Origin of the sequence: Pedobacter sp. R20-19 (genome assembly GCF_000708265.2) — a bacterium.
GTDB lineage: Bacteria > Bacteroidota > Bacteroidia > Sphingobacteriales > Sphingobacteriaceae > Pedobacter.
On sequence record NZ_JCKI01000003.1, the window covers coordinates 521,602 to 545,321 of the forward strand.

15 protein-coding genes are annotated in these 23,720 nt (G+C 36.3%); 7 read left to right on the forward strand and 8 right to left on the reverse strand.

All coding sequences use genetic code 11. From position 1 onward, the window contains the following. Nucleotides 1-239: 239 nt before the first annotated feature. The 4 genes from mtaB to treZ form a co-directional block, all read right to left on the reverse strand. Nucleotides 240-1,562 carry a tRNA (N(6)-L-threonylcarbamoyladenosine(37)-C(2))-methylthiotransferase MtaB gene (gene mtaB, locus AN34_RS09860; protein ID WP_029284812.1) on the reverse strand — a complete coding sequence of 441 codons (1,323 nt, stop codon included), beginning with the start codon at nucleotides 1,560-1,562 and terminating at the stop codon, nucleotides 240-242. A 94-nt stretch (nucleotides 1,563-1,656) separates the two neighbouring features. Further along, entirely contained in the window at nucleotides 1,657-2,226 is a 570-nt protein-coding gene (locus AN34_RS09865; protein WP_036676865.1) for a UbiX family flavin prenyltransferase, read from the reverse strand. A gap of 503 nt (nucleotides 2,227-2,729) precedes the next feature. Continuing rightward, a complete protein-coding gene (gene treY, locus AN34_RS09870) occupies nucleotides 2,730-6,791 on the reverse strand; it encodes a malto-oligosyltrehalose synthase (protein ID WP_029284817.1) in 4,062 nt (1,353 codons plus the stop codon). Next, nucleotides 6,784-8,652, reverse strand: a complete 1,869-nt coding sequence (treZ, locus tag AN34_RS09875; RefSeq protein WP_029284819.1) for a malto-oligosyltrehalose trehalohydrolase — start codon at nucleotides 8,650-8,652, stop codon at nucleotides 6,784-6,786. Before treZ ends, treY begins: the two co-directional genes overlap by 8 nt. 499 nt (nucleotides 8,653-9,151) lie before the next feature. Here treZ and AN34_RS09880 point away from each other — a divergent pair, with 499 nt between their 5' ends. Beyond that, a complete protein-coding gene (locus AN34_RS09880; protein WP_029284821.1) occupies nucleotides 9,152-9,673 on the forward strand; it encodes an RNA polymerase sigma factor in 522 nt (173 codons plus the stop codon). Nucleotides 9,674-10,163: 490 nt separating this feature from the next. Here AN34_RS09880 and AN34_RS09885 read toward each other — a convergent pair whose 3' ends face one another. Beyond that, entirely contained in the window at nucleotides 10,164-11,027 is an 864-nt protein-coding gene (locus tag AN34_RS09885) for an OmpA family protein (protein ID WP_029284823.1), read from the reverse strand. Between the two features lie 388 nt (nucleotides 11,028-11,415). Here AN34_RS09885 and AN34_RS09895 point away from each other — a divergent pair, with 388 nt between their 5' ends. Beyond that, nucleotides 11,416-11,733: an RNA-binding protein gene (locus AN34_RS09895; RefSeq protein ID WP_029284827.1), complete on the forward strand. Its 318-nt coding sequence runs from the start codon at nucleotides 11,416-11,418 to the stop codon at nucleotides 11,731-11,733. Nucleotides 11,734-12,075: 342 nt separating this feature from the next. On the opposite strand, the gene AN34_RS09900 is transcribed toward AN34_RS09895, so the two are convergent. The 3 genes from AN34_RS09900 to AN34_RS09910 form a co-directional block, all read right to left on the reverse strand. Then, a complete protein-coding gene (locus tag AN34_RS09900; RefSeq protein WP_029284829.1) occupies nucleotides 12,076-13,752 on the reverse strand; it encodes a sodium/sugar symporter in 1,677 nt (558 codons plus the stop codon). Nucleotides 13,753-13,842: 90 nt separating this feature from the next. After that, nucleotides 13,843-14,997 carry a galactokinase gene (locus AN34_RS09905; protein ID WP_029284831.1) on the reverse strand — a complete coding sequence of 385 codons (1,155 nt, stop codon included), beginning with the start codon at nucleotides 14,995-14,997 and terminating at the stop codon, nucleotides 13,843-13,845. A 16-nt stretch (nucleotides 14,998-15,013) separates the two neighbouring features. Further along, nucleotides 15,014-16,072 carry a UDP-glucose--hexose-1-phosphate uridylyltransferase gene (locus AN34_RS09910; RefSeq protein WP_029284833.1) on the reverse strand — a complete coding sequence of 353 codons (1,059 nt, stop codon included), beginning with the start codon at nucleotides 16,070-16,072 and terminating at the stop codon, nucleotides 15,014-15,016. Nucleotides 16,073-16,234: 162 nt separating this feature from the next. Between AN34_RS09910 and AN34_RS09915 the strand changes: the two genes are divergently transcribed. The 5 genes from AN34_RS09915 to AN34_RS09935 all read left to right on the forward strand — a co-directional run bounded on the left by AN34_RS09915 (nucleotide 16,235) and on the right by AN34_RS09935 (nucleotide 23,699). Continuing rightward, nucleotides 16,235-16,933 carry an NUDIX domain-containing protein gene (locus AN34_RS09915; RefSeq protein ID WP_029284835.1) on the forward strand — a complete coding sequence of 233 codons (699 nt, stop codon included), beginning with the start codon at nucleotides 16,235-16,237 and terminating at the stop codon, nucleotides 16,931-16,933. Nucleotides 16,934-17,031: 98 nt separating this feature from the next. Next, complete coding sequence (locus AN34_RS09920) at nucleotides 17,032-17,622, forward strand: RNA polymerase sigma factor (protein ID WP_051666407.1); 591 nt, start codon at nucleotides 17,032-17,034, stop codon at nucleotides 17,620-17,622. A 101-nt stretch (nucleotides 17,623-17,723) separates the two neighbouring features. Next, nucleotides 17,724-18,749 (forward strand): FecR family protein, encoded by a 1,026-nt coding sequence (locus AN34_RS09925; protein ID WP_157263273.1) that lies wholly within the window; start codon nucleotides 17,724-17,726, stop codon nucleotides 18,747-18,749. Between the two features lie 172 nt (nucleotides 18,750-18,921). Then, nucleotides 18,922-22,308 (forward strand): TonB-dependent receptor, encoded by a 3,387-nt coding sequence (locus AN34_RS09930; RefSeq protein ID WP_157263274.1) that lies wholly within the window; start codon nucleotides 18,922-18,924, stop codon nucleotides 22,306-22,308. 11 nt (nucleotides 22,309-22,319) lie between these two features. Continuing rightward, nucleotides 22,320-23,699, forward strand: coding sequence for a RagB/SusD family nutrient uptake outer membrane protein (locus AN34_RS09935; RefSeq protein ID WP_029284844.1), 1,380 nt, complete (start codon nucleotides 22,320-22,322; stop codon nucleotides 23,697-23,699). The last annotated feature ends 21 nt before the right edge of the window (nucleotides 23,700-23,720 follow it).

Here is a 23,720-nt window from a genome sequence, read left to right on the forward strand (position 1 = left end):
AACGATTCTCTTTAAAATCCGTCATTGCGAAGTAGATTCTTCATCTGCTGAAGCAATCTCTTTCGTAAATCTCGCTAAGTAGATTGCTTCCCCGAAAGGTCGGGGCAGGCTTTCCTACCTTCTCACAACTATTACGATTCAATAGAAGAATCGTCTTCCTGAACTTGTACAAGAATCTCATCTAAATAGGCTTGGAACTGAATCCGATAACTATCGGATCAGCATAATAATTTAAAACCCTAATGATGCACAAAAGCGGTTTCCAGTTCAGCTACTTCGACTTCACCTTCAGGCGTCATTTCAAGGAGCTTAACTGCTTTAAGTTCATTTACCATTACAGGATCGTATTTTGCACGGACTTTAACATAGTTTTTAGTAAAACCATGCATGTAGCCCATTTTTTGATCGGCTTCAAAAAGCACTTCAGCATAAGTTCCAATCTGAGATTGATAAAAAGCACGACGTTTTTTATCGGAAAGAATATGTAACATTTTACTTCTTTCGTTCCGCTCACTTCCAGCTACTACGCCTTTCATATCAGCAGCAGCAGTTAGTTCACGTTCAGAATAAGTAAACACATGTAAATATGAAATATCCAGTTGGTTTAAGAACTGATAGGTATTTAGGAAATCTTCCTTAGTTTCGCCAGGGAAGCCTACAATCACATCGACACCGATACAGCAATGTGGCATTACTGATTTAATTTTTGCTACACGCTCTACGTAAAGATCTGTACGATAACGGCGACGCATTAAACCTAGAATTTTATCGGATCCGGATTGTAATGGAATATGAAAATGAGGTACAAATCGCTTTGAAGTGGATACAAATTCTATAATGTCATTACTTAAAAGATTTGGCTCGATAGATGAAATACGGATTCTTTCTATACCTTCTACTTCATCAAGGGCCTTTACCAGATCAAAAAACTTATCTTCACGGCTACCATTGCGGATACCAAAATCGCCCAGATTAACACCGGTAAGTACAATTTCTTTTACACCACTCTCAGCAATCATTCTTGCCCGATTAACCACATTTTCTATGGTATCACTGCGGCTTGCACCACGTGCTAATGGAATAGTGCAGTAGGTGCATGGATAATCACATCCATCCTGAACCTTTAAAAAGGTACGCGTTCTGTCGCCAATAGAATAAGAGGCAATAAAATTATGGTTTACCTTTTCTATATTTTGCTGATGAACCACCGCTTTTGGTTGCTTGGTTAAATCAGTGATGTATTCTACAATTCTGAATTTTTCAGCAGCACCTAAAACCATATCCACACCTTCTATTTCTGCGATTTCCTGTGGTTTTAACTGGGCATAACATCCAACTATGGTTACAAATGCGTTTGGAGAATATTTTAAAGCTTCTTTTACTACCTTACGACATTTTTTATCGGCATGTTCTGTTACTGAACAGGTATTGATTACATATACATCAGCTTGATTTTGAAATTCTACCACAGCATAACCCGCATCGGTGAATAAACGACCAATTGTTGAAGTTTCTGAGAAATTTAGTTTACAACCTAATGTATAAAATGCGACCTTTTTCATTGAGCCTGCAAAGATAAGAAATAAGTTCGGTGTTGCCAGTTTGGAGTTTGGATAACTGACAAATTAAAGACGAAGAAAATACCCTTACATAAGCTTATTTCTCCTGCCAGCGGTAACTCTGCTGTTCAAAACCAGCCAAATCCAATACCCTGCTAACTACTGTACCCGCTACTTCTTCTATGCTTTTAGGCAAACTATAAAATGATGGGTTTGCCGGACAAATGATTCCTCCTGCTTCGGTAACCATTTTCATATTGTTGATGTGAATTAAACTAAAAGGCGTATCTCTCACCACCGCTATTAATTTTCTACGCTCTTTTAAAATCACATCTGCAGCTCTGGAAATCAGATCATTTGATATGCCATGTGCAATTCTTCCCAATGTACCCATCGAACACGGAACGATGATCATGGTATCATACCGGGCAGAACCAGATGCAAAAGGTGCATTAAAATCATTTTTATTAAAGAAAGTAAACTGATTAAAGTCAGCATAATCTTGATTACCCAATTCAAATTGCCACACCTCTTTAGCATTATCGCTCATTACCACACCAACTGCTTCAATCTGATCCTGAAGTGCAGTTAACTGATCAAACAAAACTTTAGCATAAATTGATCCGCTGGCTCCGGTAATGGCTACTACTACTTTCTTTTTCATCATCCTTCAAAAATACGTTATAAAACCCTTCTGCACAAAAAAGGGCCGAATACAAGTATTCGACCCTACATCTACCTATGAAAAACATACCCTCGAAAGGGTAAGAACAAATATATATATTTTTTCAATAAAAGATAAAGTGCAACTGTTAAATTGTGTAAAAGTTTGCATCAAGCAGCTAAAAAAATATAACACAATGACTATCAATTATATATTTTTAAATAAAAGAATTTTTTGTTTAAAAAACACTTCAAAAATATTCATTTTACATAAAAATAGTCATCATAATAAGACATAAATTAAGATATTTATTTATACTTAAGCGATTATTAATCTTATATGATAACTTTTTTGATACCATTCTATATAAACAGCATATTGATTAATTGTTGTTTTTTAAAGTAGTTGAGCTGATGAAATTCTATTGACCTGAGCATATTTTCATTCCTCCAGGTTTAACTTTATCATAATATGTACAAATGCTGCAAAGCTAATCAACCATTATTTCAACATTTTCTATTATACAGTTCGATTTCTGTTTTTAGCCATTCAATTAATTCAGAATCCAGCTTATCTTCGGTTAAGCGCCATTTCCAGTTTCCAGTTCCATCTCCAGGCTTATTCATTCTTGCAGACTCATCCAGATTTAAAATATCCTGAATAGGTATAATTGCAATTTTAGCACTTGAAGAATATACAGCTCTTAAAAGCGTATGATTAATGTTTTTATCATTAACCTCAAACCCAAAATAGTTATCCAGTCTTTTTTTCATGTCTGCATCAGCTTCATTTTTAAACCAGCCTAATAATGTATTATTATCATGGGTTCCGGTGTAAACAAGGCAATTAGGCGAATTAAAATTATGAGGAATATGGGTTGTAGTAATTAAATCACCTCCAAAAGCAAATTGTAATACTTTCATTCCGGGTAATTCAAACTGGTCTCTAAGTAATTCCACATCATTGGTAATTTCACCTAAATCTTCGGCAATGAAAGGCAAACTACCGAGCTCTTGCTTTATAAGCTCAAAAAATTCTTTTCCAGGTCCGTCAATCCAATTACCATGAATAGCTGTTTCGGCACCTGCATCTACTTCCCAAAAGGAAGAAAATGCCCTGAAATGATCCAGTCTTAATAAGTCAAACAATTCCATATTCTTCTTAAGGCGATTTACCCACCACGCATACTTTTCAGCCTTCATGGCAGCCCAGTTGAAAATAGGCATTCCCCAAAGCTGGCCATTCTCATTAAAATAATCTGGTGGAACTCCGGCAACTTTAAGTGGCTTTAAATCTGCATCTAATTTAAACAAAGAAGGTTGAGACCAAACTTCCACAGCATCCAAATCCAGGTAAAAAGGCAGATCACCTACCATCTGTACGCCCTGTTGATTGGCATAATCTTTCAGAAGGTGCCATTGCCTAAAAAAAATAAATTGCTGCCACTTAATCTCTTCAATTTCATCAGCAAACTGATCATTAAATTCTCTTAAAGTTTTCTGATCACTTGCTCTAAACTTATCTGGCCAATTATACCATTCTAATTGATGGTGATGTGCTTTTATAGCGATATATAACGCAAAATCATGAAGCCATTTTTTTTCATCATTCCAAAATGTCTCAAAAGAAGATTTTAAAGAAAGGTTTGTGAGTTGCCTGAAATTTTGATAGGCTACTTTTAGTAAATGGTATTTATTGCTTTCAACACGATCGTAATCAATTTGATCTGTTGATTCAAGCTTTGCTCCTTCCAAATCAGCTTCATTTAACAAACCATCTGATAAAAGAAAATCAGGACTGATTAGCAATACATTACCTGCCATGGCTGAATTACTAGAATATGGCGAATGCCCGTTTCCAGCCTTTGTAGGATTTACAGGTAATATTTGCCAGAATTTCTGACCAGAATTTGCCAAAAAATCTATAATTTTCTTACTCCCTGCACCAATATCCCCTATTCCGTATGCAGAAGGTAATGAGCTGATGTGCATTAAAATTCCTGCTGCCCGGTTGTTATTTTTAGTTTTAAGTTTAATTAATCCAACAGGCATTTCACTTAAAATCTGACTGATCAAAATTCCCTCGTTAAGTATATCCTTAACACCTGATTTTTCTGTAATTAAATCATCCCATTCAATTGGGGCATTTTCTGGCAGCAAAATCTGTGTATCTGCCCAATCAAACTTGTTAGGCGCAATCGTTTTCTCATTTATCAAGGCAGCTAAACCTACAGGAGTCGCTGTAATTAACCATTCACTATTTAATTGCCTGGCAAAGGCGACTATATTTTGATTGTATTTCCCTTTAACCTGAAGCGGAATATATTTACCCTTTTCAAAAAGCTGGTGATGTTTTTTTCTAATGGTTGCTAAATGTGTGGTTAACCAAAGCTTTATTTTACCAGAATAACGTTCATCCCATAGATTTTGTAAATTTTGATAATCTGCTACAGATTGAAAATCAAGTCTTTTTTCATAATCTACCGGTCTGCGGTTATCGGGATCTACCATACTTAAATCCCATAATTCAGTGCCTTGGTAAACATCCGGAATGCCTGGGCAAGTAAACTTCAATACCAGCTGAGCCAAACTATTGATGATGCCAAAATCAGCAATCTTGCTAATAAATGTTTGAATTGCCTGGTAAGTAGCATTTTCCTTATTCAATAAGGCATTGGCGAAATCTTTAACGTTTTGCTCGTAGTTTTCATCGGGTGATGCCCAGTCTGAACGTTTTTTAGCTTCTCTTAAAGCCTTCTCAATATATTGCGCTAAACGTTCACTAATTTGATCAGAATCTTCTCCCGGCATAGATAAAGCACCTAAAATGGTTTGAATAACCAGGTACATATCATTTTTATGCAAGTCGTTAAATGATTCATTTTCTTCTTTTAATTGTTCAGTAGTCTTTAATAACTGCTCAACAAGACTAATCCATTCATCAGGAAGGTCTGTTAATACATTTAACCTTGCCCTTACATCTTCTCCCTTTTTGGTATCATGAGTGGCGCTTCCGTTCAGTGAAAGCGGCCAATACGCCTGTCTGTTTTTCATTTTCAGGTGAAAATCTCGTATAGAAATTCCGAAGGCATGCGGCGCATCGCCAACCTCAGTATGGCCAACAAAAAGGTTATACGTAAACATTACGGTGTCTTCTACTCCCTTAGCCATTAGCGGACCAGTAAATTGCATGCACCGTTGGTAAAACCTGCTAATATTTTGCAGGTAATTTACATCTCCTTGCAAAGGCTTTTCAATAAAAATTTTTGTTAAAAAAGCACCAGCTAATTTTAATTCATCCTTTTGAACTACACCCGAAATTAATTCCGTAATTTGATTTAATGATTCATTTTTTAAAGGAAAATGATAATCATAATAGCGGTAAACAGGCATTTGAATCATCATTTCGCCTATTCCTTTTTTAATGATATGGCCTCCAATTTCTGCTTCATCGGTGGATGAAATCAAATTCAGATCTTTAGCGAGTTGATATAAATTATCAAGTTCGCCATGCATATGTTCATAAAGAATGGTTTCTTTTTTCTCATGAATCAATACATCCAGATCCTGCGACTTTCCGGTTACTTTCTGGTATAGTTTATCAAATGATTCCTGAGCAGATTGATTGGTGAAAAGGTTATTGGTAATGGCCAGAAAATCATACCCCGTGTTGCCTTGGGTATTCCAATCTGCTGGCAATTGCTCTTCGTATTCTAAAATCTTCTCAATCACTACATATACATCATTACCTACGGCGTCTCGTAATCTGTCTAAATACATTTTCGGGTCGTAAAGCCCATCTATGTGATCGATTCTTAATCCTTGAAAAATACCATCATTTACAAACTTGAAAATATATTCATGGTAGGTGTCAAATACGGCTTTATCCTGAATATTTAAGCAGATTAAACTATTTACAGTAAAGAACCGCCTGTAATTGATTTTATAAAAGGTTTCCTGCCAGTTACACAGGCGATAATGTTGTTCATTCAGAATTTCCAGCAATGCTGATGGATGACTATTGATATCATCAATATTTTTGCCTTTAAGTTTTTTAGAGGTATCATCACTTAACGGCCATTTCGTTTCACTATAATTGATATAAAACGCATCATTTTCTTCTGCTAATTTTAAGTTTTCATTAGCAATAGCATCGTTCAGGTCTTCACCCAAAAAAGGAACCATGAGTTGTTTTTCATGCTTTAAATCAATATCAAAGAAGGATGCATAGGCAGATTCTTTTCCTTTTTTCAATACGTCCATTAACCATGCATTACCCGTATGGAATGCCATATGGTTCGGTACAATATCTTGTAGCCAGCCAATTCCCGCAGCCTTTAAATTTGCAGCCAGTTCATATAGTTCCTCTTCTGTTCCTATTTCTGGATTTATTTTATGAGGGTTAATGGTATCATAACCATGCGTGCTTCCAGGTGAAGCTTCAAATATCGGCGAAGCATAAAGTGTATCTATCCCAAGTTCTCTTAAATATGGAATAATCTCATTAAGTGATTTAAAAGGAAAATCTTTATTAAACTGGATTCTGTAAGTGCTGGAAGGTTTATACATTTTTACTAAGAAAAATTTGGATCGATTCAGGTAATAGGGTTATTTTATTGCTAGTTGATGTTTGATTATCAACATTTATTCCACCCCACATGCTTGATGCGGAGTTAAAAATGATTTTATATTGATTGATATCTTCAAGATTCAGCGTTTGCTCCTGACCGGAAAAATTCATTAAGCACAGAATTTTTTCATCTTCGTGCCAACGTTCTAAAATTAAACAGTTTTGATTGGCAAGGGCATTCGCCTTTACATGCTTTCTATCTAAAACAGAGAGCGCTTTATAGGTTTTCCTCAATTTGATTAATACCTTATAATAATTGAGAAGCCTTCCATAAGGTTGTTGATCTATTTTTTCCCAACTTAACTTAGATGTTAAAAAGGTAGCATCACTTTGTGGATCTGGTGTTTCTTCTCCATGATGAAAAGCTGCAAATTCAGATTTCCTTCCTTTCCTAACTGCTTCTATCAACTCTTGATCACTATGGCTGGTAAAAAACTGAAAGCGATTGGTTTCACCATATTCCTCTCCCATAAAAATGAGGGGCAAAAATGGACTACATAACACGGCTGCTGCGAGTAATTTTGTCATTTCAAAACTCAGCAGCTCACTTGTTCTTTCACCAAGCATTCTATTCCCAACCTGATCATGGTTTTGTGAAAAAACAATGAATTGTTTCCCGGCGTTACCACTTGCCTTTGCACCAAACTTTTTTTGCCGGTGTGGTGAATATTGACCATCATAAACATAAGCGTCTTCGTAAGATTTTGCGAGATGCTCAATGCCATTAAATTCAGCATAATATCCATTTGGTTCTTGTCCTGAAGAGACCCGTAGTGCATGGTGAAACTCATCGGCCCATTGTGCATCCATACCGTATCCACCTCCGCCAGCCGGACTAATATATTTTGGATCATTTAAATCCAGTTCAACAATTAGCTCATATTTTTTTCCGGTATGTACGGAAAGCTGATCTACATATTGCTTAATTTCTTGTAAAATATGGGTACAGCTAAAATCTTTAATGGCATGTACAGCATCTAAACGAAGTGCATCTACATGAAAATCCCGGAACCACATCAAAACATTTTCAATAAAATAATTCCGAACGGGGTCACAATTGGCATCATCAAAGTTGATGGCCTGCCCCCAAGGGGTTTGATATTTATCTGTAAAATAAGGGCCAAGATCATTAAAATAATTCCCTTCTGGCCCCATGTGATTATAGACTACATCAAGAATAACGGCTAAACCATTCTGATGACAGCTATTGATCAGGTGCTTTAGTGCTTCTGGTCCACCATAGGAGTTTTGAACGGCAAATGGAAAAACACCATCATACCCCCAATTTCTATCTCCAGAGAACTGTGCAATGGGCATCAGTTCGATTGCTGTGATGCCTAATTCTTTTAAATATAGAATCTTATTTTCTATTGATTTGAAGTCACCATTTTCAGTAAAAGTTCCGGTATGAAGTTCATAGATAATAAATTCTTCCAATGAAATTCCTTGCCAGTCTTGATCTGCCCACTCAAATTTATTTAAATTATAGGCAATAGAACTTCCGTTCACACCATCCTTTTGCCATAACGAGGCAGGATCTGCCCGCTCTAAGTATTTCGTTTCTGATGTTTGATCTGTTTTCTGCGCTGAAGGCATCATTTCAAACCAATAAGCATCTTGATCATTAATTTGATTGGTCTCTAAAAACCAATACCCATAATCTTCTTTATTTAACTGAAGTTTTAAATTATCGGTAATTAAAGAAACACTGCCCGAATACGGCGCCCATAGATAAATTTCTGCAGCGCCTGTTTCATTAAAGTTTAAGCCTATTTTTCTTCTTTGGATATTGATTTCCATATTTACATATAAGGGTCTCGGCCCTGGCTTTCCTTAAATTATTTGTAATTATTTATGCCTTATACTGAAAGACAATAGATTTAAGCCTGACAACAACGAGATTAAATTTTATTTTAGCATTCAGACTACACAAGCTTTAAAACAAGAATTGAATGCAATGGTTTTCCATTCTATCAATTAACCGCTTACACCCTTTAACCTACGATTGATTTAAAAGAAAAAGATGTTGAATATGGAAAATAGTTTGAAATAATTGCTGTATTAAAAATTGAGCAACTACACCATCACCTCTCTAAAACAGTAGATTTTAACTGAGTATAAACACCCGTATTTATACGTTATATCAGCATGAACATATTTGTTACAAGACGTAAAAAATGCTTTTAAACAACCCTAGACATACTTTTTGATCTGAATGATTAATCATACCAAACCTATTATCATAATCTTTTGGTATAACTATTGTTGATTTATTTGCACATCCTTAACCTATAACATCATGACACAGTTCGAATTTAATAACATGGTTAACAGCCACTCTCTCTCACTTAAAATGCATGCTTTAAATTTCACAAAAGATATTGAAGATGCGAACGATTTGGTTCAAGACACGATGTTAAAAGCCATTAGGTTCTATCAAAACTTTCAGGAAGGTACGAATTTTAAAGGCTGGCTATTTGTGATCATGAAAAACACATTCATCAACAATTATCGTAAATCTGCAAAAGCAAAAACATTAATTACACAGGATGATGAAATTTCATCTGCAAATTTAATGTATAGTTCTGAGCGGAACGGAAGTGTAGGTAAAATGATTGTAGACGATATTCAGAAAGCATTAAATCATTTACCGGAAGTTTATAGTGTTCCATTTATCAAATATTTTGAAGGATTTAAATATCATGAGATTGCTGGTGAATTACAAATTCCGTTGGGAACTGTAAAAACCAGAATCCATGTGGCACGAGAAATGCTCAAAAAATACTTAAAAACTTATGCTAAGGAAGCATATACGGCATAATCAAGATCAAGCCTCAGCCAGCCAGCTGAGGCTTTTTTGTGCCCTAACTATTTTTCCAATTCTACCTTCGTTCTAAATAAACCAAAAATCAGCGCCCTACCCTTACTCACTTTCTTATTAAAGCACCTTAATATTAACGTCTATTAATAGATGATCAAATCTTTCATAGCAGACCTACCTTAAAAGGCCCAACCACCTGGTAACGTAACCTTAAATTCATTAATGATTTATTCGTCTACAATTCATTCTGCAACTACTACGCTTAACGAGTAGAATTACAATCACCTTTCCTCCCTTTTAGAAAATAAAAAATGTAAAGTGATTAAATATAAATTCGCTACTTAAATAGCATGCTGTTTCACTTTATTAACCGAACTCAGATTATTAGGCTTGCTTAGCTCTATCATGTTATGATATTGATCCTTGAGCCAGAAATAAATGCATAAAAAAAAGGCAGCCTTTTTAAAAGACTGCCCTCTATTATAAATCCTTATTTTTGTGATTGCTCTGGAGCTTTACCAATTAAATCCATAAACTGATCCAGTTTAGGGGTAATGATAATTTGGGTTCTTCTATTTTGTGCCTTTCCAGCTGGTGTATTGTTATCCGCAACCGGGTTAAATTCTCCTCTACCTCCTGCGGTTAATCGTTTTGGATCTACCTGATATTTAGTTTGCAAAACCTGCACAACTGATGAAGCCCTTAGTGCACTTAGATCCCAGTTGTTGCGAATATTGGGTTGTGTAATGGGTACATTATCCGTATTACCTTCAATTAATACATCATAAGTGCTGTAATCTTTAATGATCTTCGCAATTTTACTTAAGGTTTCTCCAGCTTTATCAGATACTTCATAACTACCTGATTTATAGAGCATGTTATCTGCTAATGATATATATACTACACCTTTAAGCACCTGAACATCAACATCGCTAAGTTCTTCTCTGCTTAAAGAACGGGTAAGGTTGTTGGTTAATACCATATTAAGTGAATCACTTTTATTTTTAGCATTTACCAGTTGCTTAATATATTTATTAGAACTGTTAATTTCATCTACCAGTTTAGAGATATTAACATTCCCCTGGTTGCTGGAGTTTAAGCACTTATTCAGGGCATCCTGTAAAGCTGCAACATTGGATTTTTCGGAAGCAATTTGCTCTTCCAGACTTTTTACTCTACTGCTGCTGCCTGAAAGCTCTCGCTGGCTATCCTGGTATTTATTACTTAACTCTTGATTTCTTTCTCTTAACTTAGAGTAAGTGTCTTGAAGTTCTGCATATTTCTTATTGCTTACGCAACCAGAAATCATCACTCCAGCCAAGAGCATTATCGGGATTGATTTGTAAAATTTCATAATCTTATCTTTTTATAGCTGATCATTTAACAAATTTCTTGCCGTAATGTTTAAAACTGCCTTTAGGCCTCGTTAAAGAATGTTAATCCTAATACCGTTTTCCGTTGATCTATTTGTATAGAAGGTTTATTGGGCAGAAATAATAATCCAGATGGCTTGTATGCTGTCTTATTAAATTTATAATGATGTGATAAAACCCTGAACTATTAATTCCCAGGTTCAACTCATACAAATTAATGATAATGTGAGAATTATAAGCTTTTAAGTTAAAATCTGTTTTGTTTTCACCATTATAAATTTTTATTTTGCAAAACAATTTAATATAAAACATAGTGCTTGCGAAAACGTTATCAAAAGCGATATCAATAATTAAAATAATATTCTAAAAATGAACAAGCTTTTCGTAGGTGGCCTGGCAGACAATATTCAGGAAATGGATTTAGCAATTTTTGTAAGTCTCCATGGTAAAATTGATACGATAAAGGTTGTTAGAGATCGGGCTACCGGGAAATGTAAGGGTTATGCCTTTATTGAGGTTGCAAGTTTAGATGATGCGAAGAACATTATCTCTATGCTTAATGGAGAAACATTTAAAGGCAATGTGATCACTGTTAAGTTATCTGAAGAAGCTGCGCCGAAAAAGCCAGCTTCGAAACCCAGATCTAATGAAGCGTTTAAATCTAAACGTCCACGTTTACAACGTTAGTACATTTACAATCTATCAAGTCTCTATCTGTTTGTTTTTTTGATTTTAGTTTTAAATTTCTAAATCACTTGTAAAGATTTTTTTTGAACCATAACATTAAAAACTTTAAGTCATTAGATAAGATCGTGTTAACCTAAACATTTCCGGCAGATTTAAGGTCATTGGGAGGTTACTACTTGTTATATCCCGCAGATTAAAAATGATCTAGATGGCAAATTATAATATGCATTTGTCCTCTCATCTAACATAGATATGTCACCTTACGAGAAGAAATAATTTTAAACAAAAAGGGATAACAACCAAAGCTGTTATCCCTAAACTGATAAAATATTTGGCAAATACTTACCAGTATACACTGTAAAGTGCCACTAACAAACCAATAATAAGTAATGTTCCAACGGCAAAGCTGGTACTGGTTTTAAACATTTTAACATCAATATCCAGTCCTTTAGGATTTACACCTTTTCTGTTTTCAAATAAACTGATGATAATCATACCAATAATACAGAATACGAAAACAAAACCCATTCGATCAAGGAAAGGAATTTCATAAATTCCAGTTGCATTTTTCACAGAAAAACCTAAACCTGATAACCACGAAAGATCTGTTAAATTTGGTAAAGCCTTAAGCAATAGCGACATTCCGAAACCACCGATTGTGGCAAATAATGCGGCATTTGAAGTGGTTCTTTTCCAGAAGAAACCAAGAATAAACATGGCAAAAATGCCTGGTGAAACAAAACCGGTATATTCCTGAATATATTGGAAACCACCTTTTTTATCAATTCCCAGATGAGGCGCAATTAATACACCCAAAATCATCGCTACAATGATGGAAATCTTTCCGGTTAATACCAGATTTTTTTCTGTTGCTGCCGGATTAATCACTTTTTTATAAATATCCAGGGTAAAAATAGTGGCAATACTATTCGCCTTGCCTGCTAAAGATGCCACGACCGCAGCTGTAAGTGCTGCAAAAGACAAACCTTTTAAGCCTGCAGGAAGTAAATTAAGGAGTACCGGATAAGCACGATCTGGATTTACAGAACCATTCTGCAACATCTCTGTCTGGAATGCACCATCCTTGTAAAGTACATAGGCCGCAATACCCGGAAGCACCACAATGATGGGCATTAACAATTTCAGGAAGGCAGCAAATAATAAGCCACCTCTTGCGGTATTTAAATCGGCACCTAAAGCACGTTGGGTAATATATTGATTGCAACCCCAATAATTCAGGTTTACAATCCACATCCCACCAATCAGCACACTTAAACCTGGTAAATCGATATAATTTTCATTGTCAGGTTTCAGAATCATATGAAAATGCTCTGATGCTTTAGTGCTCATGAGATGATAACCTTCGAAAATACCCGTTGTTCCGTAATGGGTAGATACCAGATTAAGCGCCAGGTAGGTTGTAGCCAAGCCTCCTAAAATCAAGAAGAACACCTGAATAACATCCGTATATCCAATTACTTTCATCCCACCTAATGTAATGATGATGGCAAAGGCTGCGATGGCATACATACACAACTCCAGGTTGAACCCCGAAATACTGCTCACCGCTAATGCACCTAAATAGAGGATAGAAGTTAAGTTAACCACTACATATAAAAGCAACCAAAAAACAGCCATAATCATGGCAACAGTGCCGTTATAGCGCTGGTGAAGAAACTGCGGCATGGTGGCAATTTTGTTTTTGAGGTAAACTGGAATAAAGAAAACCGCCACTACAATCAGGGTTAAACTTCCCATCCATTCGTAAGTGGCAATGGCCAATCCCATTTTAAATCCCGAACCGCTCATGCCGATAAATTGCTCGGCAGAGATATTAGAGGCGATTAGTGAAGCACCAATTGCCCACCAGGTAAGCGACCCTTCGGCTAAAAAGTAATCTTTTGAGCCTGTTGATACAGATTTTTTCTTATTGTAAATGTAAAGCCCATAGGCTGCTACAATTACAAAATACACCGCAAATACGATGTAATCTTTTGTATCCAGAATATTATTTTTCATTCATTTATTTGTTTAGTTTTTTTCAACTGGCCCAAATGGCTTATTAAATTCTAATTATTTTTATTTCAAGATCTTTTAAAAATCCAGGTTTCAGGCATCAATTAATGATGATCCGTTCGCCGTTTCTACCACATATGCATCAAGCGACAAACCAAACTCTTTTTCATAAAGTGCACTCACCTCTGTAATTAATGCCTCAATTTCCTCATTTTTTACAATGTTAATGGTACAGCCGCCAAATCCGCCTCCCATCATCCGGGCACCAAGAACATGATCTAAATCTTTCACATAATCAACCAGAAAATCAAGTTCCTTACAACTTACTTCATAATCTTGACTTAAGCCTTCATGTGTTTCGAGCATGAGTTTTCCTAATGCAACTAAATCACCACGTTTAAGTGCTTCAGCAGCTTTTTGAATCCGGACGATTTCCTCTACTACATATTTACATTTCTGGTAAACTTCCGCATCTTTTAGCTTAACAAATTCCTCCAGCATATTTACATTGGCATCCCTTAAACTCGTTACCTCTGGGTGGTGAGCGCTAATCCAGGCTACGCCTTGTTCACATTGAGATCTTCTTTTGTTATAGGCAGAATCAGAAAGGGAGTGTTTTACATTGGTGTTCAGTAAAACAAGTTTATAGCCATCCAATTCCAAAGGGATATATTCATATTCCATGGTTCTGCAATCCAGTAAAACAGCATGATTCTGCTTGCCAAATACAGAAGCAAACTGATCCATAATTCCACAGTTTACACCAGCAAACACATGTTCAGCTTTTTGTGAAATTAAAGCCAGATCCATTTGTGAAATACCCAGATCATTCAGGTGGTCAAGCGCAAAGGCCGTTGCACACTCCAAGGCAGCTGAGGAGGAAAGTCCTGCACCTAATGGAACATTTCCATCTAAATAAAGATTGAAGCCACCAATCTTGTAGCCCCTTTTAACCAATTGATCGGCTACGCCCAGTACATAGTTTGCCCAACCTAGATCAGATTTTTCTATTGCTGAAACAGAAGAGGTATAAGATGCCTGATAACTTTCAGAATATAAGTGAATTTCTTCATCATCTCTTTTTGATACCGCTACATAAATGGCTTTATTAATGGCCGCAGGCATTACAAACCCACCGTTATAATCGGTATGTTCGCCTATAATATTAATCCTTCCCGGAGATTTTACCAGAATGGGCTCAGTTTGGTAAATACCTCTGAATGTACTTTTTAAACGCTCAATATCCATTCGCTCTTAATAATGTTTATTTGGTTAATGCTAATTTATAATGTTTTGTTGACAATTCTCTTAAGCGGTTTGCAGCAAATTCTGGTGTAATATCTCGCTGTGGATTAGCCAGCATTTCATAACCTACCATAAATTTTTTAACCGTAGCCGAACGTAATAATGGCGGGTAAAAATGCATATGCCAGTGCCATTCCGGATGTTCTCCATCGTTTACAGGTGCCTGGTGCATTCCAGCAGAATAAGGAAACGAGGTTTTGAAAAGGTTGTCGTATTTGGTAGTCAAAGCCTTTATAGCATCCGCAAGCGCTTGTTTTTCTATATTGCTGAAATACTTAATGCTATTTACTTGTCGCTTACAAATTATCATGGTTTCGTAAGGCCAAACAGCCCAGAATGGAACCAGCACTACGAAATGTTCATTTTCATAAACAATTCTTTCCTTCTTTTTTAATTCTATTTTAAGGTAGGCTGATAATAAACTTTGACGATGAACAGCATAGTAATTTTTCTGGCGTTCAGTTTCTTTTACAATTTCCATTGGCACTTCGCTTTGCGACCAAATTTGCCCATGTGGATGTGGATTGCTGCAACCCATAATTTCGCCCTTATTCTCAAAAATCTGGATATACTTAATCCATTCATTTTCAGATAGGCTATTAAATTCCTTTTGCCATAAATCTACAACTGCTGTAATTTCATTTACGCCAAGTTCTGGCAAGGTTAAATTGTGTTTAGGACTAAAACTGATTACCTTACAGATGCCACGCTCATTTTGCGCCACCAACAAGCCATCGTCATTCATGCCAGCTGCAGGTGTGTCTTCCAGCAAAGCCGAAAAATCATTTTTAAAAACAAAGCTTTCTTTATAATCCGGATTAACATCGCCATCTGCACGATCATTACCCGGGCACAGGTAACATTTTGGATCATAGTCCGGGCGGTTATCTGCCGCTAAATCTTCAACCTTACCTTGCCATGGCCGCTTGGTGCGATGCGGTGATACCAAAACCCATTCTCCAGTGAGAATATTTAGCCTTCTGTGCGGATTTGAATCAAGATCAAATGTTGTACTCATGTTATATTATGGATTAGAATGTTTGGGCTACAAAATGGAATTTGAATTCGGCTAAAGTATAAATAAATTATTATTTGTCAAAATGACATTTAATAATTTGCTTATAATTTCTATTTTCGTGAAATTTTGAAGATATTCAGGCACATTTAATTTAATTTCAGCATGATAGAATATTCAGGCCAACCGCATTATCTGGTGGCTGTAGATTGCATTGTTTTTGGTTTTGACGGAGAGCGCCTTAAATTATTGCTGGTGAAGCGTGGCCTGGAACCTGAAATTAACAAATGGAGTTTAATTGGTGGGTTTGTTGGCGCCAATGAAAGTCCGGATGATGCCGCCAATAGGGTATTGAAAAAAAATACCGGCCTAGAAGGAATTTACCTGGAACAGCTACAAATTTATGGTGAACCTCATCGCGATCCAATTGAACGTACACTATCAGTAGGCTATTTTGCTTTAATTGATATTCATAAATATGAAGCGCAATTAAGCGATGAATATCATGCAGAATGGTTTTTGGTGAATGAAAGCCCAAAGTTAATTTTTGACCACGCACAAATGGTGGCTGATGCCCGTAAAAAACTGCGTTACAAAGCTGCCCTCCACCCTATCTTATTTGAAATGTTGCCGAAAAAGTTTACCATTCCACAGTTGCAGATGCTTTTTGAAGAGGTGAACGATACTAAAATAGATACCCGGAATTTTAGCAGAAAAATCAGTTCTACAGGTTTACTTATCAAGCTCGAAGAAAAAGATAAATCAGGTTCAAAGAAAGGTGCCTTTTATTTTAAACTGGATAAGAAAAAATACAAAGCCAATTTTCAGGCTTTTTTAAACCTCATCCCCAATTTGAAATTATAGCTATAGTGATGAAGATGAGCTACCAGAACTGATCAAAAATAATAATAATCATCACTATAATCAGACATAAAACTTCGTTTAATTGATATATTAGCACCATGCAAAAGGAACTGGTGGATGAAAAGTTGATCCTGGCAAAAATTGCCAATGGTGATCAGCTGTCGTTCGGCATTCTTTTTAATTTTTATCGCAACAAAGTTTATGGCTACGCACTAGCCATTCTTCAGGAAGATGCCGCGGCTGAGGAAATTGTTCAGGATGTTTTTATTAAGCTTTGGGTGAAGAGAACTCATTTAGTACAGATTGAAAATTTTGGTGGATTTTTGCGTACAACCGCAAGAAATGAAACGTTGAATGCCTTGAAAAAAGCTACGGTGGAACAAAGGAATATCCTAAAGGCCCACCAAGGAACATCTGATGTAGATTTGGCTACAGAAAATGAGATTCAATTTAAAGAAACAAAGAAGTTATTGGAATCTGCCATTGAAAAACTTCCGCCACAGCAAAAATTAATTTATCGCCTTTGCCATATCGACGGCTTAAAACAGACCGATGTGGCTAATAAACTTAACCTATCTCCCTTAACAGTAAAAACTCACTTGCGAGATGCTGTAAAATCAATAAAAAACTTCTTAATTACGCAAGATCAAATAAAAGTTATTCCACTTTTATTATTTTTTATAAAATAATCTCTTATTTAACTACCTCCTTTTCATTTTTGTATTGTCATTACTTTAAAAGCGAGGTAGAAAATTCTTATTTCAACCTCACAGCCATCAAACTAAAGAAAATGCAATTGGATAGAGCCGCCTATTTATTTGATCAGTATGTGAACAGAACATGCTCTACTGCAGAATTGCAAGAGTTTATGACCCTTATAAAAAATGCGGATGATACTACAGTGCTCGATCTGGTGATGGATAATTTTTGGAATAAAAGTCCTGAAACAGCATTAAATTCAGTCAAAGCAGAACAGATCCTCGAACAGGTGATCTCCACTGATTCAAAATTTATAAAGAAAAAACCGAACTTGTCTCGACAATGGCTAGGATGGGCTGCAGCTTTTTTTATCGTTTGTTTTGCTGCAGTACTATTTAAAGATAGAAACAAAATGCCCCAATGGGCGGAGAAAACAGCTAGCCAATCAAAGCAAATTGTAAATCCGAATCCTGCATTAACCATCAAAACTGAAGATGAGCACCAGAAAGTAAATTTACCTGATGGAAGTACGGTGATCCTAAATCATAACAGTTCCATCACTTATCCAAAAGTTTTTAGCGCTGAAAGGATCGTAACCTTAGTGGGTGAAGGTTATTTTGACATCAGGCATGATGCTAAAAAAAGTTTTATAGTGCGTGCAGGCAAACTGAGCACCAAAGTTTTAGGAACAGCCTTTAACATTAAAGCTTATGATGGCAACCATAATATTGAAGTAACCGTTACCAGAGGAAAAGTAAGTGTAACAGATAGCCAATCAGTTTTAGGCATTCTTGTTCCAAACCAGCAGATTATTTTTAACAGAAAAAACAAACGTATCAATCTTGTCAATGTAATGGCTAAAAACGCAATACAGTGGCAGGAAAGCGATATTTTCTTCGATGATATTTCTCTAGAGGAGGCAGCAAAAATTTTATCAAAAAGATTTAATACTCCAATTACATTTGAAAATGAACTTCCAAAAAAATGCAGGTTTACGGCAACTTTTTTAAATGGAGAATCATTAGAAGAAATTCTTAAAATCATTTGCTCCTACAATAATGCACAATACCAAACCAGCGCCGGCGGCATAACCATCAAGGGTGCAGGATGTGAATAATAAATAAACCAAAATCAACTAAACCAAACCACATGAAAAAAATTTACCAGCTGCGCATTTGAATGAATAAAAAAACTCCTTGTCGCTAAACAAGGAGCCGGTGTAGATATAGCGCTAACTGTATCTACGCGTTTAAACAATTTTCTAGGATTCATTTAAAACACTTAAAATTATGTATTTTTCTGCACAATCGGCAGAGGGTATGAAGAAATATGTTTTCTTCTCTGCATCAACCCAAACACGATATTTAATTCGTCAGCTTATGCGCACCAGCCTCCTCATTGCTATCGTATTAACAGCTTCTCTCCAATGCCTGTTCGCTACAGATCTCATTGCTCAATCGGCGCGGCAAGTAAAAATTTCTATCAAAATAGAGCAGGAAAACATGATTTCTGCGATCAAAAAAATTGAAGCAAATAGTCAGTTTCGATTTTTGTACCGCAACAACGAACTGAAAAATCTCCAGCCAGTAAGTATTCCTGCAGGAGAAAGATCTGTAATAGAGATATTGGATTTACTTTTAAAGGGAACAGGATTTACCTATCAGCAGGTTGACAACAAAATTCTAATTACCAAATCAGCTCAATTAATTACCAATAATGCAGTTAATGATACTCGCTTAACCGGAATGATTACTGATGAGGCCGGAAATCCACTTCCAGGTGTATCTATTCGCATTAAAGGAGATAAAGTGTTCAGCACTGCAACTGATCAAAACGGACATTTTAGTGTTACCGTACCAGATGGGAAAAGTGTTACCTTAATACTCAGTTATATTGGTTATGTAACCAGGGAAGTGGCAGTTAATGAAAATACAGCTTTAAAGGTTTCATTAACGCCAGAGTCAGGCAGTTTGAATGAAGTACAAATTATTGGTTATGGTACCACAACCAGAAAGCTAAATACGGGCTCTGTTGCTTCTATATCTGCTGATGAAATTCAGAAACAACCTGTGGGCAACCCATTGGCAGCACTGTCAGGTAGAATGTCGGGTGTATTAATTGCACAAAATAATGGTGTACCAGGAAGTACTGTTCAGGTACAAATTCGTGGACAAAACTCCCTTTCATCTGGCGGAATCCCACTTTACGTAATTGATGGTGTGCCTTTTACGAATTTTAATGGTGGACAACCAGCAACTGATAACCTGAATGCCTTTGGAACATCTGGCGCAAGTGGCGGTATTAGCCCATTTGGCATGATCAATCCATCTGATATTGAAAGGATAGATATTTTGAAAGATGCTGATGCCACCGCCATTTATGGTTCAAGAGGTGCAAACGGAGTGGTGCTGATTACCACTAAAAAGGGAACACCGGGAAAAGTTAAAGTAGGTGTAAACTTAATGACGGGTTTTACAGAAGTTAGCCGCTTTATTCCAACTTTAGACCTTCAGGAATATTTAACCTTGAGAAGAGAGGCTTTTCAAAATGATAATGCTGCGCCTAATGCCACCAATGCACCCGATCTAACGGTTTGGGATCAAAACAATGGCACAGATTTTCAAAAATTATTAATTGGAAACCGTGGTCATTTGAATCAGGTTGATGCCTCATTATCTGGTGGCAATGATCAAACGAGATTCTTTTTCAACTCTGCTTACCGTAAAGAAACTGGTGTATTTTTAGGTGATAATGGCAATAAAAGATTTTCTTCGAGATTAAATCTTGACCATGTTTCGCAAAACAAAAAATTTGGTTCATCATTCTCAGTAAGCTACACAAATGATAATACAAACTTGCCAGCATCTGATGTATCTTCGGCCTACAACTTGCCTCCAAACCTGCCACTCTATGATGCTGCAGGTAAATTGTTTTGGGCAAATGGTTTTACCAATCCACTGGCTACGCTACAAAAAAAATATATGGGTATTACCAATAACTTAATCGCTAATTCAACCATTAGATATACCATTTTTCCAGGTTTAACGGCAAAATCAAACTTTGGTTATACAACGACCAGAATTGAGCAAGTTAATACCAATCCGGCATCTTCACAAAACCCTGCAAACAATATTGTAAGCTCGGCAACTTTTGCAAATATTACCACTCAAAACTGGAGTGTAGAGCCAACTATAGATTATTCCAAAAATATTGGTCAGGGTAAGTTTACTGCTTTGGTAGGTACCAGTTTCCAACAAAATACGTCTAGCGGAACATCTATTTTTGGAAACAATTATAGTGTTGAAGAATTGTTAGGTACGCTTAGTGCAGCCGGAACAGTTACCGTTCTTTATAACAACATTGTGAAGTATAAGTACAATGCGGTTTTTGCAAAATTAAATTACGACTGGAAAGAAAAATACCTGATCAATGCCACATTCAGGCGTGATGGATCGTCAAGGTTTGGACCAGAAAACAGATTCGGTAATTTTGGTGCAGTTGGCGCAGCTTGGGTGTTCTCTAATGAAGATTTTATAAAAGACAATTTATCCTTTTTAAGTTTTGGTAAATTAAGAACCAGTTTTGGTACAACTGGTAATGATCAGATCCCAAATTATCTTTATCTTTCTTTGTATAACCCAACTACGCCTTATTTAGGTAATGCTGCTTTAATACCTAGCGGACTTCCTAATCAAACCATTAAGTGGGAAACAACCAAAAAAATAGATCTGGCAATCGATTTAGGTTTCTTAAAAGACCGGATTTCCTTTACCGCTAACTATTATAGAAACCGATCATCTGATCAAATCACCTCAAATGCTGTAGCTTTCCAAAGTGGTTATAATTCTTACACACAAAATCTTCCAGCTGTTATTCAAAATCAAGGTTTGGAATTAGAATTGAATACAACCAATATCGTTGCTAAAGATTTTTCATGGAAGTCTTCACTAAACTTAACTTTTAACAACAATAAACTGCTTGAATTCCCTGATCTTGACAAGTCCTTTTTGGCTTCAAGTTATGTAGTAGGAGAATCCCTCAACCTTATTCGTCCTTACCACTTTTTAGGTGTAAATCCAGCTACGGGCGCGGCGACTTATGAAGATAGAGATGGAAATGGCATAATCAATCAAAACGACCGTTATATAGCTGATCTTGGAACACCATTCTTTGGTGGATTTAATAACACTTTTACATACAAAGGTTTTGAGTTAGGTATATTTTTTCAGTTTAACCATCGATTTGGGGTAACTCAAATTTTAAATACCCGCCCGGGTGCATTGATCAATCAAAACGATTATTGGTTAGGCAGATGGACACCAGCAAATACTTCTTCCAATATTCCTGGAGCCTCAGCTACTTCTGGCACAACTATAGCGAATTCATATAATCTTTATACCCAATCTGACGCGGTTTATGGTGATGCTTCTTATCTAAAGTTAAGATCAGTAAACTTATCATATACCCTGCCGCAAGAATGGCTTAGACAAGTAAAGATTTCAAATGCGAGTATTTTTGTTCAGGGGCAGAATTTGTACACATGGGCCAAGAATAAATACACATTGGATACTGAAACTACCGTTCAAGGTGGACCTTCAGGTCTGGGTACAGGAACCATTGGCCAGGTATTGCCACCTTTAAGAACAATTGTATTTGGTATTAATTGCTCATTTTAACTTTGATCATCATGAAAAAAACATATAAAAATTTAATTTATATTACACTTGTTCTTGGATCAGTTTTCACTGTTTCCTCCTGCAAAAAATTTGTAGAACTGGGTGCCCCTCCAACGCAGGTTTTATTTGGAGATGTCTTTAAAACAGACGCTGCCGCACAGAGTGTTGTAATGGGTATTTATACAACTGCTTCGGCAAATACCAATGCTTTTCTAACCCATATCACTTTATACCCAGGAATATCAGCAGATGATTTACAGTATAATGGTTCGGATGCAATCATACAGGAATTTTCGAAAAATGCCATTTTAACGAACAATAGTTTTGTAAATACAACCTGGGGCAATTTATATCCATCTATAAAAAACACCAATAATGCCATTAGCGGGATAACAGCTTCTACTACACTCACTGCTTCTACCAAAGCGCAGCTTTTAGGAGAGGCTAAATTTTTACGTGCATATTTTTATTTCTATTTAGTTAATTTATTTGGCGATGTTCCGTTACCGTTAAAGGATGATTATTCTGCCTTTGATAATGCCGTTTTGCCACGTACATCCTCAGCCCAGGTTTATGCACAAATCATTAAAGATTTAACTGAAGCACAAGCTTCATTACCAACCGCATATGTTGGTACTTTTAGAGGCAGGATAAATAAATATGCAGCCTCTGCCCTATTGGCTCGTGTCTATCTTTATCAAAAGGATTATGCAAACGCAGAAGCACAAGCAACACAAGTTATCAGTTCTGGAACATACAGTTTGCCTGTACCAGAGTTGGCATTCGTCAATACCAGTAATGAGATTATCTGGCAAATTGCGAATGTTAACGGATTTTCTGTACCAGGGAATAATTATGTGTCTACAGCCACAGCAATTCCAAACTATTCTTTAGCTGACGGAACTTATCAGAGTTTTGAAAGCACAACGGATTTACGTCGCACGAACTGGACCGCTTCTAAAACTTTAGGAGGCAAAACTTATTATTCCATTACTAAATATAAGATAGGTTCAGGCACTGGAAATGAGTATAATGTGATGTTAAGATTTGCTGAACAGTATCTGATCAGAGCAGAAGCCAGAGCACAACTTAATAACCTTAGCGGTGCCAAAACTGATTTAGATGCAGTAAGATCAAGAGCTGGTTTAACTGGTATTAGTGCAACCTTAACACAGCCACAAATGCTTTTAGCAATTGAGCAGGAAAGAAAAATGGAATTTTTTGGAGAATGGGGCCATCGTTGGTTTGATTTAAAAAGAACAAATAGAGCGGATGCTGTTTTGGGAGCGCTCAGACCTTCAACATGGAAAACCACTTCAGTATTGTATCCTATTCCTCAAGCACAAATTTTGATCAATAATGCCCTAAGCCAGAACCCTGGATATAATTAAAAAAACTACCTAAATTTTTTA

What these genes read in the sequence shown, in the direction of transcription:
- treY (WP_029284817.1), bottom strand. Translation starts at nt 6,791, where the DNA reads ATGTATAAACCTTCCAGCACTTACAGAATCCAGTTTAATAAAGATTTT.
- AN34_RS09920 (WP_051666407.1), top strand. Translation starts at nt 17,032, where the DNA reads ATGCAAAAGGAACTGGTGGATGAAAAGTTGATCCTGGCAAAAATTGCC.
- AN34_RS09925 (WP_157263273.1), top strand. Translation starts at nt 17,724, where the DNA reads ATGCAATTGGATAGAGCCGCCTATTTATTTGATCAGTATGTGAACAGA.
- treZ (WP_029284819.1), bottom strand. Translation starts at nt 8,652, where the DNA reads ATGGAAATCAATATCCAAAGAAGAAAAATAGGCTTAAACTTTAATGAA.
- AN34_RS09895 (WP_029284827.1), top strand. Translation starts at nt 11,416, where the DNA reads ATGAACAAGCTTTTCGTAGGTGGCCTGGCAGACAATATTCAGGAAATG.
- AN34_RS09865 (WP_036676865.1), bottom strand. Translation starts at nt 2,226, where the DNA reads ATGATGAAAAAGAAAGTAGTAGTAGCCATTACCGGAGCCAGCGGATCA.
- AN34_RS09915 (WP_029284835.1), top strand. Translation starts at nt 16,235, where the DNA reads ATGATAGAATATTCAGGCCAACCGCATTATCTGGTGGCTGTAGATTGC.
- AN34_RS09885 (WP_029284823.1), bottom strand. Translation starts at nt 11,027, where the DNA reads ATGAAATTTTACAAATCAATCCCGATAATGCTCTTGGCTGGAGTGATG.
- AN34_RS09900 (WP_029284829.1), bottom strand. Translation starts at nt 13,752, where the DNA reads ATGAAAAATAATATTCTGGATACAAAAGATTACATCGTATTTGCGGTG.
- AN34_RS09905 (WP_029284831.1), bottom strand. Translation starts at nt 14,997, where the DNA reads ATGGATATTGAGCGTTTAAAAAGTACATTCAGAGGTATTTACCAAACT.
- AN34_RS09910 (WP_029284833.1), bottom strand. Translation starts at nt 16,072, where the DNA reads ATGAGTACAACATTTGATCTTGATTCAAATCCGCACAGAAGGCTAAAT.
- mtaB (WP_029284812.1), bottom strand. Translation starts at nt 1,562, where the DNA reads ATGAAAAAGGTCGCATTTTATACATTAGGTTGTAAACTAAATTTCTCA.
- AN34_RS09935 (WP_029284844.1), top strand. Translation starts at nt 22,320, where the DNA reads ATGAAAAAAACATATAAAAATTTAATTTATATTACACTTGTTCTTGGA.
- AN34_RS09880 (WP_029284821.1), top strand. Translation starts at nt 9,152, where the DNA reads ATGACACAGTTCGAATTTAATAACATGGTTAACAGCCACTCTCTCTCA.
- AN34_RS09930 (WP_157263274.1), top strand. Translation starts at nt 18,922, where the DNA reads ATGTATTTTTCTGCACAATCGGCAGAGGGTATGAAGAAATATGTTTTC.